Consider the following 18,475-nt stretch of genomic DNA (forward strand, 5'->3'; position numbering starts at 1 on the left):
AACGCAGCCAAATTTTGCCCTGATCGAGGCGTTCTGAGGGAGCATAGCCTTAGCTACGTGACCGAAGAACAACGAAGAGTAGGACAAAATTTGGCAAGAGCAGCCCGAAGTGTAAAATCTCAAAAAGCTCTTAAACCCCTTCGCAGCGCTAGCCCGATCCCATCACCATGCCATCTAAGGCATGAGTTGATTTACGCCCGGGTTTAGTTCTACACCAAACCTCCCAAATTCAGCTTCAACCGCCAACGCATCCTCACCAACCCCCTATCTTTCCCCGTCAATCCGCCCGCAAATTGGGCAGCCCGCTCAAAAACGGCTCCCGCCACTTGTCGCTCAGCGGTATCTCCTGTGTGCCTTCCCGGTAACGGACCATCACGCGGCCGCGGTGGTAGGCCACTACATGACGGGTATTGACGGCCCAGGAGCGGTGGGTGCGCAGGAGAGAAGGATGAGGCACCTGCTCCAGAAAACTCTTCAGCCGGATAGAAAAGGCAATAGCTTTGGCATCGGTCACAATCTTCACAGCGTGCTCTTTGGCTTCTATCCAGCGGATGTCGGCCACTTCCACGCGCACATGCCGGTAGCCCTGCCGGACGAAGAAAAAGTCTTTATCAGCATACAGTGCGCAGCCGCCACCCACTGCTGCGGGAGGGGCAGGGGCTATATTCTGGCTGCTGTAAAACCCGGCAAGCGCCATATCCAGGTTGATCAACAGCTGCTCGATCGGGGCTGATTTGAGGACGTAGTACATAGCTGGCGCTCGCTTCGCCCGCTCCAGAAACTCCCGCCGGGTGTAGCTCGTGAGAAAGAGGATGGGCAGGGGGGAGATTTGGTTCAAGGCAATAGACAGCTCAATGCCATCAAGCGGGCTGCCTTTCAGCTCAATGTCGAGCAGGGCGATATCGGGCTGTTCCTTCCGGAAAAGTGCCAAGGCTTGATCGCTGTCTGTGGCATGGCCAGCTATGCGGTAGCCGTACTGCTCCAGCTCTTCTTTGAGGTTGTCGGCAATGAATAGGTCATCCTCTACCAATAATAGACGTACCGGCTGCATTGTACTACCCGTTTAAGCGGCTTTCAAATCCAGCTCACACTCCACACGGGTGCCCTCGTTGTTGGAGAAGGCAATGTGGCCGTTAAGCTGTTTGACTAAATTATGGATCAGGTACAGCCCCATCGACTGTTTGGTGTCCACCTGAAAGTCTGCGGGCAGCCCGCTGCCGTTATCGGTATAGATGAGGCGGTAGCGGTTATCGGGCTGCGGCTCCAAGCGAACGTCAATCTGAGGGGCAGCCTGTCCGGCAAAGGCATGCTTACAGGAATTTGTCGCCAGCTCGTTGACGATGAGCCCGATGCGCATAGCGGCTTCCCCATCCACCCGTTCGGATTCCGGTGCGTGCAGGTGGATGCGCAGGGGCTTGTCCGGGCTGCCAAAGCTGCGCTGCAGGGCGGTAGTGATCTCTTCCAGATACGCATGTATGCCCACTGTTTTTTGCCCTTCCCCATCGTGGTGGAGGCGGCTCTGCAAAACGGACATGGCCCGCAGGCGGGCATCGGCTTCCCGGACGGCCTGCTGCGCTTCGGGCTGCTCCTTCAAGCGGCGGACCTGCAGGCTCATCAGGCTGTTTGCAAAAACGAGGTTGTTCATCATGCGGTGGCGCTGCTCGCGGTGCAGGAGCTCAATCTCAGATTTTTGCGCCTGTATACGCTGCCGTTGCCGGTATAGGAAAAGAGACAGCCCGCTCAAAGCAAGCACGCCGAGCCCCAGCCCGCCCAGGCCCATGCGCTGATTGCTGTTGATCTGAGCCTGTAGCTCGTTCTCGCGCAGCAGGGCTTGGTTTTTGAGCTCTTTCTGCTGGGTTTGGTACTTCGCTTCAATCTCCGATATGGCCTCAAGTTTTTCCATAGACTCAATGCTGTCCTTGTAAATTTGCTTCAGCTTCAAGAAAGCCAGCGCATGCTCCCAGTCTTGCTCCGCCTCATAAATTTTGGCTTTCATCTCGTAGATCACTGCTTGCTCCGTCAGGTTGGAAGGGGAGACCTGCTCCTCTGCCAAATCCAGGAATTCCCGCGCCCGGCCTAGGTCGCCCGATCGGTAATACAGCTTGACAAAGTTGTTCCAGACCAGCAAAAAACTCCTTTTCAGCCCCCGCTGCTTGCAGATTGCAGCTGCTTGTGCCAGTGCGCCTTCTGCCAAGGAGTAACGCTCCAGGTTCATGTAAGCAATCCCTAAGTTCAGGTAGGTGAGCTCCGGCTCATTGGCATAATCAATCAGCCCTTCGCTCTTCAGCAAAAAATCCAGCGCCTCTGAATATTTCCCTTGCTTCATATTCAGTATGCCCAAACTGGAAAAAACTACGCCATGAACGACTGGGTTTTCGGTCATTCCAAGCAGCTCCTCATAACTCTGCTCCGCCCTTTCATAATTCTCCAGCCTGGTCAGCAAATTGGCCTGATTGTACTTGGCCGCCAGCTGATTCCGCTGATCGCCGCTGCGGTCAAAATAGGCGGCTGCAGTATTAAAATGCTCGGCTGCACTTACAAATTCGCTTTTATCCCGGTAGGCAAACCCCAAATATTGGTACAGGCTTCCGATGTGGCCCAAATAGGATGCCTCCTCGCTCTTCCCCTCAAACCGGGCGATCGATGACTCCAATAGGGAGGCACAGCTATCCAGCTCGTTGGCGGCCAGCAGCCCGTTAGCATAAACCACAATGGCCTGCATTTCAACCTTGCCTTTATCACCTAAGGCTCGCGCATGGGGCAGCACCCTGCGGATAAACGCTAAAGATTGATCGTTATCTACCCTCAATAGCGTATCCGCATAAGAGATCAGGTCCTGTACCTCCGCTTCCGTCAACGTGCCGTACGCTTTTTCGGCTGCCCCTTCGGCAAGCTGCCTTAAGCTGTCCAGGCTTTGCCCGTTCAGCCCATTGCCAAGCAGGAAAAAAAACAATACAAGATAGAATTGAAAGGAGCTGAGCATGTTTGGTGTTTTTTTCGTTTTGCACAAAAGCAGGCTTCAATACTGCAAATGAGGCCTCAAGGCATAGGCTGTACCGCTGCCTGAGGCATATGGCAGGCTCGGCCCCGAAACCGGCACGACGCCAGGTACTTCAGCCGGTTGGTTTTGGCGGTCGTGAACCAAACTGTCGCAGGTGTTTAGCCTGGCAATGGCCTAGCGCTGCGAAGGGGTGGCCGAAGGCCAGACCCGACGCCTGCAGGGCGTGGGGCCGAGCGGATAGCGAGCCCCGTAGCATAGCGGCACCTGCCATCGGGCAGGGGCAGGCCCCTATCCTTTCGGAGGGGGCAGGCCCATCACGCGAAGCAGGCTGGGCAGGCAAAAAAACGACAATCTGGTTTGCGCCCGTTTTGGTGTTAGCTTATAAAACTATTCTTGATTGCTGCGTGAGAAGCCTGCACGGCTCCGCATTCAGCCCGGGATAAAATGGGATATTCCTAAAAATAACAATTATTCGCTTTTTCGCGGCCCATTGAGAAAGTGGGGCTGACAAAAGCCGTGTTATCAACATCCTGTTGGCCACTTAATCAGCCTTCAAGCCTGGCACCATCGACAAAAATGCAGCCCTGTAGCCCTCGCTGAGGGGGATGGCCTCTGCCCCTTGCCGGAAACGGACTTCCACCTGCCCCCGGTTGTAGCCCGTCACATGCCTGATGTTGGCTACCCACGAACGGTGGGTGCGCACAAGGTCCGGGTGGGGCACCTGCTCCAGGAAGCTCTTTAGCTTGACCGAAAAAGTGAACGCTTTCTCGTCAGTCACAATCCGTACTAAGCTGCCCATCGACTCCACCCAGCGGATGTCCGCTATCTCTATCCGCAGATGACGGTGCCCTTGTTTGACAAAAAAGTACTCCTGTGCTGTATACAATGGGCAGGGAGGCGAAGGCTTGAGCGGGGCCTCTACCGGGCGGCGGTTGTAGAAGGCCGCAAAAGCCGTGTCCAATGCGATGAGCAGCTGCTCCGGCGGGGCAGATTTGAGCAAGTAGTGTACCATAGGCGCCTGCTTGGCACGCTCCACAAACCGGCGCTCATCGTAGCTTGTAAGGAACAAAATCGGCAAAGGTGAGGAACGGTACAAGGCGTTCGATAGCTCAATGCCATCGAGCGGGCTGCCTTTCAGCTCAATATCGAGCAGGGCAATATCTGGCCTGCTTTCGTAGAAGAGCCGCAGGGCAGCATCGCTATCGCTTGCCGGGCCAATGACTTCATAGCCCTGCCGCTGCAAGCGCTCTTCCAAACTGGCCGCGATGATGAGGTCGTCCTCAACAACAAGTACTTTAACGGGTTTCATGGTTTTCTGGAGTTGTACTATAGCAATGGCAAAGTGGAGGCTTTTGGTTCCCGCCTTAGCGCCCTTACGGGCAAAAAAAATCACATCTGCAACTGGCAGGCGACCCGCATACCCGCCCCGCTGGAAACCGACAACTGCCCCTTGAGCTGCTGTACCAGACTGCGGATGAGCAAAAAGCCCGTCGAGCGCCTGTCGCTGATCTCAAAATCTGCGGGCAGCCCTGTACCGTTGTCGGTGTACAACAGCTGATAAGCCCCCGGGGCCTCTGCCTTCAGCTGCACTGTGATGCGTGGGGCCGGCTGCCCCGCAAATGCGTGCTTGCAGGAGTTCGTCGCCAGCTCGTTGATGATAAGCCCAATGCGCACCGCTGCATCGCCGTCTACCTTATCGTCCGGGCATTCCAGACTGATAGCAAGGGGCAGCTCTGCACTGCCGAAGCTCTGCTCTATGGCTTCGACAATCTCCGCCAGATAGCTGCGAAGCCCTACATCTGCCTGAGCGCCCCCTTCGTGGAGCTTCCGGTACAATACAGACATCGCATGTAGGCGGGACTCTGCTTCCCTCAGCGCCTGCCGGGCTTCGGGCTGCCCTTCCAAGCGGTTCACCTGAAGGCTCATCAGGCTGTTGGTGAAAGCCAGGTTGTTCATAGTACGGTGGTACTGCTCGCGGTTCAGCAGTTCGATCTGATCTTTTTGTGCCTGTACCCGCTGCCGCTGCTGGTACAGGATGTAAGCCAGCCCGCCCAGCAGGCACACCCCCAGCCCTAGCCCCCAAAGCCCTAGCTGCTGATTGTGGTTGATGGTGGCCTGCAATTTGTTTTCCCGCTGTAGCGCCTGGTTTTCCAACTCCTTTTTCTCTGTCTCATACTGGGCAAAAGCCTCTTTCAGCTTTTCATCCGAAGCCGCTTCCAGCTCCATTTTACGGAGGCGGTTGTAATCCTCGAACAGTGCAGAGGCTTCTGGCCCAGCCTTGGCCAGCTGCAAGCGGAGCCCCAGCCGGGCTACACTGCTCTGGAAATCTGAATTTTGCAGCTGTTCATTGGCAGCTAGCAACCCTTTGGCCTGCTCCAGCAGCCGGGCTGCGCGCTCGGTGTCCCCGAGCTGGAAAAAGGCTTCGCCCTCGGCCAGAGCGAATAAAAAGGCGTTCTTAGGATCTGGCAAACCGCTTTCCGAACAAGCCCGGCCTTCGCGGGCAGCAGCCAACATGCCTTCAGGATCTCTTTCAAGAGATGCCAGCTCAATTCTGCAATAATGATAAGTAATGCAATCGACCACCTCCAGCCGGCCCAGCCCCGCTACTTGCGCAAGGTAGTGGCGGGCAGAATCCAGCTCCACTAAGTCCAGAAAGCTGCCAGCCAGGTTCAGCAGCAACAGGGGGCGCTCGTGGGGCATCGTGTGTGTATTGGACACAGCCTGCCTGCCATACTCCACCGCCAATGCCGGATTGCTCAGCCTGCCCAGGAAAATACCCAGGGTATTGGCAGCTCCCCCCCTCAATCCAGGGGCAATGTCTAAAAAGGGCGTGCGCAATAAGGCCAACAAGGCTTCTATTGCTTGCCGGTAGTCTTCCTGATCGCCATAAATGCGGCCTTTGTAATACTGATGGAAAAGCCACGCATTTTGGTCTGCTTGATGAGCCGTATCCAGTGCAGCCTGACAGTCTGCTACGTATGCCATGGCATCTGGGGATTTCATCTGCACCAGCACTGAAGCAAGGTTGATCTGCAGCTCCAACAGGTCGTAGCGGCTGCCTGCCGTTTTCCGGATCGCTTCCACCTGTTCCATGTATTCCCTAGCCTTTTCCAGCTCGCCCTTGCCCTGATGTACCCAGGCTTTTACCATGAGGTGGTAGCTGTACCCTTTCGGGAAATACTGCGCTACATCAGGCACGCCCAGCACCTGCGTGATGTAATAGTCTGCACTGTCGAGGTTGTGGTAAACGTAATAGCTCGCCAGCCCCAGATTGGCCATCGCTTCCTCTCCCGTATCCTCTGCTGTAGCCAGTGCGCGCTGTAGGCTGTCCAGATTGCCCTGTGACTGTGCGCCAGCCGCCAATATGACAAACAGGGCTACTAATCCTGCTCTTTTCATAACTGTGGTTTTCCATTTTGCTAATCCTCAACAAATTAAGAAAAATAGTGTACAACCACAATGTAATGCGACAAGACAAATGTTGCAAAACTACAGCAGCGCAGCAAGTGCTGGCCTGACGTAAGCAAGCGGGATGTGCTCTTGCTCCAGCCGTATTTGATGCTCGTTGAGGTGATGGAAGAAAGCCAGCTCTGTTGCTGTGAGGCCTGGCAGGCTCGCAGCTGTGCTTTTGGGGGCGTCGTGCCTGCTGAATGCCGCAAAGGCATTGAGTGTTTGCACGTCCATTAGGAAAGGCTGTACGTGCGGGTGGTAAGCCCGCAATTGGGAGAGGATCTGCAGCCCGTGTGCGTCAATATCGCCCCAATAGAATAGCTCAATGCCTGACAGCCAGGCTACATCGGCCAGTGCCCCTATCCCGAATCCGCTGCCGAAGATGCCAATTGTGCCCCTGGCCTGAGGGAGCGTCAGCAGGTTCATCAGGTTGGAGTAGTTGGTCTTATTCTCCAAAATGATGGCCCGGCGCACCGGCAGCTTCAGCTCGGCAAATGCGTCAAGCGGGAGGGCCAGGTCCTGCACTCCGCTGAAGTGCTGGCCAGCCATGGCTTTGTCCATCAGCCGCAGGCGTATCATGGGCTGCCGGTACTTCAGCCCATAGCGCTGCTCAAAGTGGCGTACCCCACGAAATGAGCTGTCGATGCGAGAGCTGGGCAACACTTCGTCCAATAGGCTCATGAGCAGCCGTTTGTGGCTTTCAATAAACTTGGTGGGGATGTCAAGGGGCAATTCCCGGATGTAGTACCGCCCAGGCTCGTGCCCTTCCATGAAATAACGGGCCACTTTTAACAAGTAGCTCCATTGGGTGTGGTGGCGTTCCACATCAAGGGGGTTGGCTTTGCACCAATCTTGCAGCTCGGGGATTGCTCCGGAAATCATAGCCGCATCTGCCATTACCTGAGCATAAACCTGCTCTCGTTTCAGCAGGTACAGATAATCTTCAAGGGTTTTCACATCAATGCTGCGGATGAAGCGGTTGCGCCCGATGCTACGGTAGCCCCGCTCTTCCCAGCTCAGGCTCCAGCCCTTGGTTTTATTGGGCCGGCTGCGCTTCAGCCATTGCTCCTGAGCAGAGCGTACCTGTTCAAAGTTCTCTATCCACTCCTTGGGTTTGGGCTTGCCGATACGGCTCAGGGAGCGTGGGAAAAAATCTTCTTTCCCCAATCCGGCACTAAGCACCTGAGGCCACCACTGCTCCAACTGCTGCAAGGCTGCTTTCTCGGCTATCATGGCTTATCTGCCTTAGCAGCCTCATCCCGGGCGGCCTTCTCCGCCTGATATTCTTCTATGCTGATATTGCGCACCATCGAAGCCTGCCCTGCAGGGTTGGATACGTAGTGGACCGTTGAGATGTGCTTTTCGATAACGTTGATTTTTTGCAGGGGCGTCACAATGAGCAGCTGCAAATTGAGCCGTTCGAACAGCTGTAGCCCGTACCTCGTACTCTCGTCCGAGCCGCGCCCGAAGGCCTCATCAATGACCACGAAACGGAAAGACCGCGAACGGGCACGCCCCCATTCCAGCCCAAACTGAAAGGCTATGGCAGAGGCCAAAATCGTGTACGCCAGTTTCTCTTTTTGCCCGCCGGATTTGCCGGAGGAATCGCTAAAATACTCGTGCAGCTCGTCCGTCTCCCGGTAGCGCTCCTCTGCCCCGAAGGTATACCATTGCCTAACGTCGGTCACTTTTTTCGTCCAACGGCTGTCTTCTTCTGTATGGCCGCCAAATCGGTCGAGCAGTTTTTTGACATGCTCAAACTTCTCCTCCGTGTACAGCTCTTCATCCGCTACATCCCCATAGGTATTTGACAAGCAGGCCCGGAGGTCTTGTTTGAACGTGCTGATGTCCTCGCTGAGGACTTTCTCTTTGGAAATCCGGATGAAACGGCCGGGGTTGTAGTCAATCTCCCGGAGGTGCTGATTGATCTCCTCGATTTTCCGGTCGATATCTTTTTCGAAATTGTCCAGCTTAGACTTGAACATCAGTATGCTTTGGATGGTCTTGGTGCGCAGCAGCTCCCGGAAACGTTCCTCGTGGCGGGGGATGTCATCTCTTCTAAGCCGCTCGTAGCGCTCGCGGAACTCCTCCACAGCCTGTATGTCTGCATCTACATCAATGACTTCCTCGGGGAAGTGCTGTTTGAAGGTGGTCATTTTTTTTACGATGCGCTGCGCCAAGCCGCTTTCCTGGTCCCGGAGCTTGCGGATCATCCCTTTGTTGCCTTCGATTTTTTCTTTCAGCTGCTGCTCTGTCTTGGCCAGGGCCTCAACGTCCTCTTCCCCGCTCAGCTCGGGCAGGTGCTGCTGCAACTGTGCAGAAAGCTCCTCTTTGGGGATGACGACCGCTTTGCAATCACCAAATATGCGGGCGGCCACCTCATTCGACACGGTTTGGCCTATTGCGCTCAGCGGGAGGGGCGGCAGCCCAATCTGCTGAAGCAAAAATGTGATCAAGCTGAGCAGTTGGGATAGCTGTTTCTTTTGTATGCCCCTTTGCTCATGCTGTTCGCCAACCTTAGCGCGCAGCTGCCTTTCAATAGCTTTTGCTTCTGTTATCTTAGCCTGCAGGTGCTTCAGCTCCTCTGAGCCGGCTTCCAGGCGCTGCTGCTCCTCCTGCAATTGCCCAATGCGGATGACGAGGGGCTTAAAATCAAGGGCTTCGAAAGAAGAGTACTCCTGCAGCCGCTCAAGTGCCCGCCGCTGTCCGTCTAGTGCCCGCTCTGTGTTGCGCAGCGACCTCTGCGCTGCTTCTGCTTTGGCCAGCTCCCCCTGTACTTCCCTGAGCTCTTCTTCCAGCGCCTTTATTTTGGGCTTATTGCTCCAGCCAAGTACAAACTGCCGCCGGTCGTTGATGTCGTAGCGGTCGTCCTTGGTATGCTTTACCCGGCTGTCTTTACTCTGCCCCTCGGGTGTTAAGGCCCGGGCTGCCCGCCGGAACTCGGCTACTGTATCGCAGCAGGCGTAATCATACCGCCTGATCAGCTCCGTTTCCAGCCACTCATAAAACGGGGTATCCCCTTTGATCTGCACTTTGTGCACCAGGGAGTTGGCTTCCGGCTCATTGCGGCTTCCATCGCGGTGGGGCAAGGTGCGCAGGTACACCAATTTACCGCCAAGGTGGTTGCGGTCCAGAAAATTGCTGACCGCCTCATAATGCCGGTCAGGCACGAGCAGGCTGAGCCCAAACCCGCGGAGCTGCCGCTCTATGGCCCCTTCCCAGCGGGCCTCCTCCGGGAGCACCTGCAGGAGCTCCCCAGCAAAAGGCAGATCGGTTTCTCTAAGATCAAGCCCTGTGAGCAGCTTTTGCCGGAGCCGCAGGTTGTGCTGCGGGATCTGAGTAGGCCGTTGCCGAAGCGAGTGCAGCTCCTTTTCCAGTTCTACCGCCCGCGCACGGTGCTCGCTAATCCGTACAGCCAGGGGGTCTCTCGATTCCTGTAGCTGCTCCAATGCGCCAAGGGCTTCGTCTTGTTGCTGTGCAAAACGGTGCTGCTGCTCCATAAAGCCAGTTACGGTGCCCGGCATGCTCAACGGCAGCCCATGCCCGCCCGGCAGAAAACGGCCCAGCTCGGCAAGTTGGCCTTCATACCTGCGCGCCTGTTGCCGCCGGCGCTCACTTTCTGCCTCCAGCTCCCTGATTTTTAACTGGATTTGGGAAAGCTGCTTGTTGATGTCCAGGTTGTTCAGCGCAGCATTCAGCCGGCCCAGCTCCTCCCGTGCCGCTTGATCCTGCTGCTGCACCTCAAGCATTTCCGCTGTCAGGGTTTCCCAGTCTTGATTCAGGCGCTCCATGCCTCGGATAGCCGCGCGGAGTTTTGCTTTCGCAAAATAGCCGGGTATCTCTTCCAGCAGGGCTTCCAGTTGGTGTATCTGTTGAAGGGCTTTCCTCCGCTCATCGGCTTCCGCTATCATCGGCTGCAGGAGGTCGCGCTGCTGCCTCGCTTGTGCAACTAAGCGGTGGGCAGTGGTCAAATCGGCATACTTGACCACGAGCTCATCGATATCTTCCTGTATGTTGGTCTGCCCCAGCATCTGCTCCCGGACAAACTCCGTGAGGTTGCCCACCGACTTCATGGAGACCGTCTTGTAAAACAGCTCCAGGGCTTCCGGCTGCCGGATGCCAAAGACCTGCCGGAAGCGGTCTGCATAAGCACTGAAGCTGTTGAACAGCTCCGCGCCCCGCTCCTTGCGCAGTTGCCTTTTAAGCTGCCGGATATCCGCCCCGAAGTTGCTGAAGTCGGGGTCGATCCGCAGGGCCTCCTCCGACAGCACAAAAAACCGTTTGACGCTGTCGTCCTGCATCCAATACACCTGTGCGAGGGTGGCAAATGTATTTTGCGCTGCGTTGGCAAATACGGCCAGCAGCAGAGTGAGGTGCTTGTTGTCGGGCCGGAGGTAAACGTCCCGCCCCTTGCTCGCAGCTTGGACTTTTTCATTTTTGTAAGCGCCGCGCACATAGCTCAGCAGGCTGCGCTCGCGGCTTTCGGCCCCGGCCGCTTTGTTGTAGGTTATTTTCTGTTGGGGCACCAGCAAGGTCGTGATCGCATCTACCAGGGTTGATTTCCCGGAGCCGATGTCCCCAGTGAGCAATGCATTGTGCCCATTGGGGGCGATCTCCCAGATATGCTTGTCAAAGGTCCCCCAATTGAGCACTTCGAGGCGCTGCAAACGGTAGCCGGCAGCGGGCATTGGCGTTTCGTTCTGAGGTGGCATCACGGTTCTTTTTGGGCTTCGGCATAAGCTTTAAGCTGCTCGAGGATTTCGTTCAGCTTTTCAATAGGGACATAAGCTTTGAGGATACGGCTCACTTCGTAACGGTCTTCCTCCTTCACGGTCTGCAAAAAACCAAAGCTGATCATTTTTTTAATATCGGCCCGCAGTTTGTCCTCCTGCTTGCGCTCATTGGTAGCGGTGTCGTCCCAGTAGAGCCGCATCATGTCTGCAATATCGCTGTAGCGGAGCACCAAGCGGACTTCGCTGCCTTCCGACTCGAATTCGAGGAGGCGCTTGCGCAAAAGCACGATGAGGAGGGTCTGCGGATAGCTCAGGCGGCGGCGGGTCATGAGGCGAGGCTGTAGCTCGGCATCTTCCTCTTCCGGCTGTTGCCGTAAATAGGCGTAGCCATCCCCCTCTTCTACAATCAGCTCTAGGCCCAGCACTTCAAAATAGGCACGCAGGCGTTCCCTGTACCTCAGCAGCAGGTTCCAGGCATCGAGGTGCTGCTCCCGGTACAAGATGCCCTTCAATAAATAAATAGCTGGGGCACGGATTTCCGCACTGACCGTTGGTCCGCTCATTTCAGAAATAATATTTGGGGGAGCTCTACTGCATAAGTGCGCCCCTCTGTGGTATAATACAGCTTTTCCTGCTGTTGTGTATTCACTACCGCTTTTTGGCGGTGCTCCCATTGTGCGGCCAGGCTAAAATAAGCCACTACCTCGCTCAGCCCTTTTTCTACAGGCGTGTGCCCCACTACCTCTTTCAGGCTTACTTGTTGCCTGCCCCGCAGCAATTGGCGTATCCTCCCTTTCAGTTCTTCGGGGTCGATGTAGAGCTGATTATAAAGCCCCTCTGCCAATACCTCCACGGCATTGCCAGGCACCGGCCGATCGGTTTCCAGCTGAAGCTCATCGGCAGGTTGGAAAAGGCGGCGCTCCATGACAAGGTTCACCCCGGGCTTGCCAGCAATATCGCTAAAAAAGCGGTGTGGCGGCGGGCTATTCTTAACGCGTAGCGCCAGTTGTTCAATTTCTTCAATCACCTGCCCGGCTCGGCGGTTCTCCAAAAAAGCATGAGAAGCCAGAAAACGGCGCAGCTGCTCAATGAGGCGGGTGGTGGTGCGGTCTACACGTTCGCCGGCCTCTACCAGCAGTATCTTGAGGCGGGGTAGCACGGAGTAAGCCCGGTATGCTTCCAGCTCGGGCTGCTCAAACAGCTCGGTGGCCATTTGGTCCAGGCGGTCCTGCCGGTCCTGATCCATGAGGAATGCCCAAAATGCGGTGAAGGTTTTGCCCTGATCGGTTTCCATGATGGCATCCTGTGCCGAAAAAATTTCATCCAGTACTTGCCCCCGGCTGTGCTGACGGTTGATCTGCTCTTCCCGGGCTTTAGCATTGAGCTGACGGAAATTCTCCTCTATCTGACGGAAGTCTGCCAGTAGCTTAGCAGCCGTTTCTTCAATCAGCTTTAACCGCTCGCGCATGCGCGTAGGGTCTAGGCGGCTGATCTGCCCATCTTCCAGAGCTAGTATCTCTTGGTCAATCGCCAGGCGTTGATCCAACAGCTGACGCAGGCGGGCCTGTGCATCTGTAGAGCTGCCGTAAGTCAAATCCTGCAGCATATTGAAGAGTTGCAAAAGCCGGGACTCCGCGCCCACGAATTCCCGTTTGTCCAGCTCTGCTATCCAGACTAGTGCTTGTTCCGCTGCGGGGGTGAGCTCAAATGTGGCTTCCGCCGCGCCTGCTTCGTAATACTGCCGCAAGAAGCCGTCTTTGGTCCATTCTTCCAGATAGATGCGAGCTGTACGGGGGTAGGGCTGCTGCCCTGCTTCGGCCTCTTCATTGGCAGCAAAGAGGAAATCAGACAGCAGCGTGTTCAGCTCCTGACTGCTGTAGGCTTGCCGGCGCTCCTCGCGGAAAGCGCGCCAAAGGAAGGCGACAATCAGCGGCGCATGCATTTTGCGCAGCAGCAGTACAGCGCTATGCCCCTCCAACAACCTGCTGACTTCTTCTATACTCGAAAAACGGTCTGCCATTGCTGTATTTTTTACCCCAGCTTGCTGAGCAGCCCACCCAGCAATTTCGCTGCATGCTTAACTACCTCAGAATCCTCCACCGGGATTTTCAGGTAAGACTGCCCGGTTTGCTCATCCTTTTCTACTATTTCATTGACCAGCCGCTGCGTGGCCTTTTCGTCAGATAAAGTCTGTGAAAGCCGCCCGAGGAAGCTGAGCCCTTCAGACAACAGCCCCGCTCCGGAAGAGGGAGAAGACTGCCCTGTGCCTGTTGAACGGCCCTGCCTCGGTTGAGGCGCCGCTTCGGGCTCCACGGCTTCATCTTCCCACCAGGCATCGAGCGCGGCTTCGGCAGGCTCCATTTTTTCGGATGGCCCGCTGACGGATGCCTTTTCCAAGTCTTCGTCGCTGCTGGCCTCAGCCGCTCCATAATCTGGCACCTCGGCGTTTTTAACCCGTTCCAGCTCCTCCATGAAGTCCTTGAACTTGCGGTCGTTCATAAACACACTGTCCTGAGCGGTATCCAGTACAGCTTCCGCCAGTGAAGACTTGAACTGCAGGGTCTGTACCAAACGGTGCTCTATGGTGCCTTCTGCAATCAGATTGATGACCTGCACCTGCCGCTCCTGCCCGATTCGGAAAACCCGTCCGATACGCTGTTCCAGTACAGCGGGGTTCCAGGGCAGGTCCAGATTGACAACCAGAGAGGCTTTTTGTAAATTGAGGCCCACACCGCCAGCGTCGGTAGAGAGGAATACCCGGCAGGCAGGGTCGTCGCGGAAGCGGTCGAGCAGTTCCCCCCGCTTGCTGCCCGGAATGCCGCCGTGCAAGTAAGCAAAGGGGATCTCCCGGGCTTCCAGCTCTTGGGCAACGATGCGGGTCATGCGCTCCCACTGACTGAAGATGACGGCGCTTTCGCCTTCCTCGGCCAGGCGTTCTTCCAAAATATAAAAGAGCTCTTCAATTTTGGTGTCGTGCCGCGTTTGCTGATCGACCAGATAGGTACTATTGCACGACATGCGCATGAGGTTGAGGCAGCTCAGCAGGCGGCGGCGGTCTTTTTCGTTGAGGAAGCCCATTCTCCGCCATTTAGCGACCAGCTGTGCTACGTCTGCATCGTAGCTGTTGTGCAGCTCCAATTGCCGGGGCGTCATGGGCACGAGCAGTTGCTGATCTTGCCGGGCAGGGAGTTGCTTCAGCACTTGCCGCTTGCGCCGGCGGATCATCACGTGGTTAAGTTTTTTATAAATCGCATCCAGGTTTTTATAGCCACGTACCACCCCGCTCTCATCCTTGACCTGATGCCGGTAAAGCAGCAGATAGAGCGGCCCCAGCAGATATTGGTCCAGAAACTGCACAATGGAGTACAGGTCTTCCAGTTTGTTCTCCAGTGGCGTCCCCGTAAGTGCGATGCGGTAAGGCGCTTCCAGCCGCTTTACCGCCCGGGAAATTTTGGTGTCCCAGTTTTTGATCCTTTGCGCTTCATCAATGATGACTAAGTCTGGATTAGCCGCATTCAGGTAGGGGTAATCTCGGGCAACAACGTTGTATGTGAGGATTTTGTAAGTGTGCCCAAAGTCTTCGTACTGTTCCCGCCTTTTGTGGGCAGGCCCTTCTACCACATGCGCTTTTTGGCCCGTGAAACGCTCAATCTCAGAGCGCCACTGATACTTCAGGGAAGTAGGGCAGATGATGTACACATTGCCGATGCCAAGCTCTCTGCGGTACAGTTCCGCAGCGGCAATCGCTTGTATGGTTTTGCCCAGCCCCATTTCATCGGCAATGAGGCAGCGCCCCGCTTTGAGCGCAAACAGCACCCCTTCCATTTGGTAAGGGTAGAGCTTCGCCTTCACCAAGCCCTCCAAGCTGCCCGGAGCCTTGGCGATAGCAGCCGCTCTGCGGCCCCGCTGTTCGTCGGCCCGCTTCTGAATAACAAAGTCAAGGGCATCTGCGTAGCAACGGAAGGTGGAAGATATCGCCTTCGCTTTTTCCAAAAATTGATCGAATTCGAGGTAAGCATGCTCATAAAGTACACCATCGCCATCAAAATACCCCCTGCTCAGGATTTCCAATGCCTCTGCCTCTTCCCCCCCGAGGCGCAGCCGCAGCCGCCGCTCTTCTCCATATTCCAGGTAAACAGAGCTATACTGCCGCTCAGGGGGCGGCTTGCGGAAGTGCTGTTTGTTGCCGTAAGTGTGGTAGAGCTTGTGCAAAGCCCATTCAATGTGCTTGCAGGTGCCCAGCCCGTTCGTTTTGAAGTCCATGCACTCGCAGAAGTTAACTCCCGGCTCCTGCCCGCGCAGGGCTACCCGGTAACGGCTGTTCCGCTCCGGGTTGATGACCGTGAAGTCAGACCAAACCGGGTGCTCCCCTTCATTGACCAGCTCAAAGGTCTGCTCTGGCCCAAATTGCTTGCGCAGGCTTATTTGCCAATCCCGCAAGCTCAGCTCCTCCGGCTGCCGATAATAGCTTACCTTTTTCTGCTTTTTCTTCTTTTGTGCCTTCTGTTTGGCCATTTGCTAGCTTGTTTTATGCGTTGTTACAGCCACAATACCGAGATGGACTTCCCCTCGTATTCTTTCTCCTCTCGTCTGATGCGCTCGTCCCAGGGCAGTTCTGTGGAAGGTTGGGTTTCAAAGATCATCAGATAACCGTGCTCTTGCCCGAGCTTGTCCATATAGCGGTGGAGTTGACGTAAGCCTTCAGGCAGGGTGCGAGCATTATAGTGAATCTTCAACTCAATGGGAATAACCTGATCCCTCCAAAATACCGCCAGGTCGGTCCGACCGTTGCCGACCGCCATTTCCCGCTCAATGCGGCCACCGCCGTTCACTACCCTTTGCAGGAAGGCCATGAGCAGCAATTGATGCCCGGCTTCCTTGTAAGTAAAACGCTCTAGCCAAGACTCAGAATTCCATCTGTAAAAATCAATGAAGGCCTCTAGCAGTTTATCCATCATCAAGCGCCCCTCCTCATCCAGGTACCAGGCTGTTTCCGAAATCTCCTCCGGAAAACTCTCTTGCAAGGGGGAATTGAGCATGCGGGTGATGGTCTCCCGATAAATCGGATTCGCAAACCGGATGGGGCTCTTCTGCGTGATCAGCCCCAAGTCCCGGCAGTAGCGGATGGAGTCATCCAGCGTGTCAAATTCTAGGGGGCTGCCTTCAATGATGCTCATTACAATTTTGCGGACCCGCTCTTCCCTGACCTTGTCAGCCAGGCTGTCCAGATGCGTTTGCCGCTGCTCTATGAGGCGCTCTTTGGCTTCGATGACCATGTCTGGCGTGATGACCTTGCTGTGGTCATTGCGCAGCATTTTGACAACGATTTCGTTAGCCAGCGCATTGGTCAGCCAAGGCTGCCCAGCTGCATATTCGTATATTTTTTCGAATACGGCATCGGAAAATTCCTGGCCGGTATCTTCAGTATGTTGACTTAATAAACCTCTGACTTCTTCTCTGGTGAAAACCGGTAGGAAAAAGGATTCAGCTTTCACATTGAACGGCGAGCCCGCCCCGATTGAAGGATTGTCTGCCCGCGCCCGGGTGCGGTATTCCCGAATATCCCGCAGCCCCACAAGGGCGATGGATTGAGGAAACCCCTGCGGACGGGTCTGAAAACCGTCCCTGAACTGCCGCAGCACTGCAATCAGGACATCATCATAAAGTGCGTCCACTTCGTCCACCAACAAAACCAAAGGCTGATCAAGAGCTTTACTCCAATCGCTGAGATACTGCCGGAATAACTGCGGTCCAGCTTTATAATGAGTGGGGTTAGGTGGCAATTTAGCCCCATTCAGGAAGACCTGAGCAGTTTGATAAAGAGACTGTATAAAAACCTCATTAGCATCTGAAACGGAAATACTGGGATAACCTGCTGATTCCAGAGAGCAAACCGCAGCGGTGTATTTACCTTCCCGGTTCAGCCGGTGCGCCAACTGATGCAGAAAAGTCGTCTTGCCCGTTTGCCGGGGCGCATGGATCAGGAAGTATTGCTTGGCTTCTATAAGATGGTAAATCTCATTAAACATTCCCCGGAAAGGCTCCACCATATAGTGATCCTCCGGATTGCACAAGCCCGTCGTATTGAAAAATCGCTTCATAAAAGTAAAGTTAAACAATCTTATCCAGCACCACATATTTGCACGGGCGCAAACCAGATTGTCGTTTTTTTGCCTGCCTCTGCACAATGTGATGGAGCCTGCCCAGCTTGCTTCGCGTGATGGGGCCTGCCCCTGCCAGTGGGCAGGTGCCGCTATGCTGCGGGGCTCGCTATCCGCTCGGCCCCACGCCCTGCAGGCGTTGGGTCTGGCCTTCGGCCACCCCTTCGCAGCGCTAGGCCAATGCCAGCCTAAAGCCAGAAAAGATAGCCCTTTTCGGGGCCTTTTCGTCGGAATTTTATCCAGATTCGGCGAGGAAAATCGAAGCATCTCTGGTTTTTAACACATTTTAAGACTGTATCCGGAGGAACTGAGGTAAGAAACCGGATTATCCGAAATTTTATATTGAGGGTTAGGAAAGAGCAAAGCTGCTCAGCTAGCGCCTCCCCGACACCAACAACATCACCATTACATCACTTCGCTTGCAGCGGCCATAGTGCCCCTACAAGCCTGAAAATTTTATGCCTATGCAAGACTTGCTCCACGCTGCATTGGCAGGCGTCAATCTGCCTTACACTATTGGCTTGGCCCTGGTGCTCCTCTACTGGCTATCCGTCATACTCGGCGCACTGGATTTTAGCGCATTTGACCTAGACTTGGATGCCGATGTGGACGCCGACCTCGACGCCGATGCCTCTGCCGATGGCATGAGCGGCTGGTTTGCCGGGGCCCTGCACTTTTTCAACTTTGGAAAAGCGCCTTTCATGCTCATCATGAGCATTGTACTAGCTACTGCATGGGCATTGGCCGTACTCGGCAACCACTATATCGGAGGCTATCAGGTAGGTTTTGCCCTAGCCACCGCTCTGCCCATCCTCTTTATTGGGCTGCTGGCCGCCAAAGTACTGACCGCCCCCTTCCTGCCTTTTTTTGAGCAGCTGATGAAGGAGGCACAGCCTGTAGACTATGCCGGCATGGAGTGTCAGCTGCTGCTGCCGGCCTCTCCTGCTCAGATGGGGCAGGCCAAAGTTATCGTTGAAGAAGATGAGCTGCTGATCTACGTCAAACCGGTAGAAGGAAGCCCTCTGCTGCCGGCGGGCAGCAAGGGCATCGTCAGCCGTGCCGCTGCCGATGGCAGCCACTACCTCATCAGGCCTCTGAATTAAAACAAGCGGGCTGCACCGCTCCATTAA

Annotated in this window: 11 protein-coding genes; 1 reads left to right on the forward strand and 10 read right to left on the reverse strand. The window is 55.4% G+C overall.

Going from position 1 to position 18,475, the window contains the following annotated elements; all coding sequences use genetic code 11:
* Positions 1-277: 277 nt before the first annotated feature.
* The 10 genes from FRY97_RS03630 to FRY97_RS03680 all read right to left on the reverse strand — a co-directional run bounded on the left by FRY97_RS03630 (position 278) and on the right by FRY97_RS03680 (position 17,285).
* The gene (locus tag FRY97_RS03630) at positions 278-1,051 is read right to left on the reverse strand and encodes a LytR/AlgR family response regulator transcription factor (protein ID WP_147166068.1); all 774 of its coding nucleotides are present in this window, start codon (positions 1,049-1,051) and stop codon (positions 278-280) included.
* Between the two features lie 12 nt (positions 1,052-1,063).
* Positions 1,064-2,983, reverse strand: a complete 1,920-nt coding sequence (locus tag FRY97_RS03635; RefSeq protein WP_147166069.1) for a histidine kinase dimerization/phosphoacceptor domain -containing protein — start codon at positions 2,981-2,983, stop codon at positions 1,064-1,066.
* A gap of 559 nt (positions 2,984-3,542) precedes the next feature.
* Positions 3,543-4,310, reverse strand: coding sequence for a LytR/AlgR family response regulator transcription factor (locus tag FRY97_RS03645; RefSeq protein WP_147166071.1), 768 nt, complete (start codon positions 4,308-4,310; stop codon positions 3,543-3,545).
* Between the two features lie 80 nt (positions 4,311-4,390).
* Entirely contained in the window at positions 4,391-6,400 is a 2,010-nt protein-coding gene (locus tag FRY97_RS03650) for a sensor histidine kinase (protein ID WP_147166072.1), read from the reverse strand.
* A 90-nt stretch (positions 6,401-6,490) separates the two neighbouring features.
* Positions 6,491-7,684 carry a Wadjet anti-phage system protein JetD domain-containing protein gene (locus tag FRY97_RS03655; RefSeq protein ID WP_147166073.1) on the reverse strand — a complete coding sequence of 398 codons (1,194 nt, stop codon included), beginning with the start codon at positions 7,682-7,684 and terminating at the stop codon, positions 6,491-6,493.
* A complete protein-coding gene (locus FRY97_RS03660; protein ID WP_147166074.1) occupies positions 7,681-11,163 on the reverse strand; it encodes an ATP-binding protein in 3,483 nt (1,160 codons plus the stop codon). The genes FRY97_RS03655 and FRY97_RS03660 overlap by 4 nt, the downstream gene beginning before the upstream one ends.
* Positions 11,163-11,747, reverse strand: coding sequence for a DUF4194 domain-containing protein (locus FRY97_RS03665; RefSeq protein ID WP_170254488.1), 585 nt, complete (start codon positions 11,745-11,747; stop codon positions 11,163-11,165). The genes FRY97_RS03660 and FRY97_RS03665 overlap by 1 nt, the downstream gene beginning before the upstream one ends.
* Positions 11,744-13,204 (reverse strand): DUF3375 domain-containing protein, encoded by a 1,461-nt coding sequence (locus FRY97_RS03670; protein ID WP_147166076.1) that lies wholly within the window; start codon positions 13,202-13,204, stop codon positions 11,744-11,746. Before FRY97_RS03670 ends, FRY97_RS03665 begins: the two co-directional genes overlap by 4 nt.
* An 11-nt stretch (positions 13,205-13,215) precedes the next feature.
* Positions 13,216-15,699 (reverse strand): DEAD/DEAH box helicase, encoded by a 2,484-nt coding sequence (locus tag FRY97_RS03675; protein ID WP_147166077.1) that lies wholly within the window; start codon positions 15,697-15,699, stop codon positions 13,216-13,218.
* 23 nt (positions 15,700-15,722) lie between these two features.
* On the reverse strand, positions 15,723-17,285 hold the full coding sequence (locus tag FRY97_RS03680; protein WP_170254489.1) for an ATP-binding protein: 1,563 nt from the start codon (positions 17,283-17,285) through the stop codon (positions 15,723-15,725).
* 524 nt (positions 17,286-17,809) lie between these two features.
* Here FRY97_RS03680 and FRY97_RS03690 point away from each other — a divergent pair.
* Entirely contained in the window at positions 17,810-18,448 is a 639-nt protein-coding gene (locus FRY97_RS03690; protein ID WP_147166080.1) for an OB-fold-containig protein, read from the forward strand.
* Positions 18,449-18,475: the final 27 nt, after the last annotated feature.

Origin of the sequence: Phaeodactylibacter luteus (genome assembly GCF_007993045.1) — a bacterium.
Classification (GTDB): Bacteria; Bacteroidota; Bacteroidia; order Chitinophagales; family Saprospiraceae; genus Phaeodactylibacter; species Phaeodactylibacter luteus.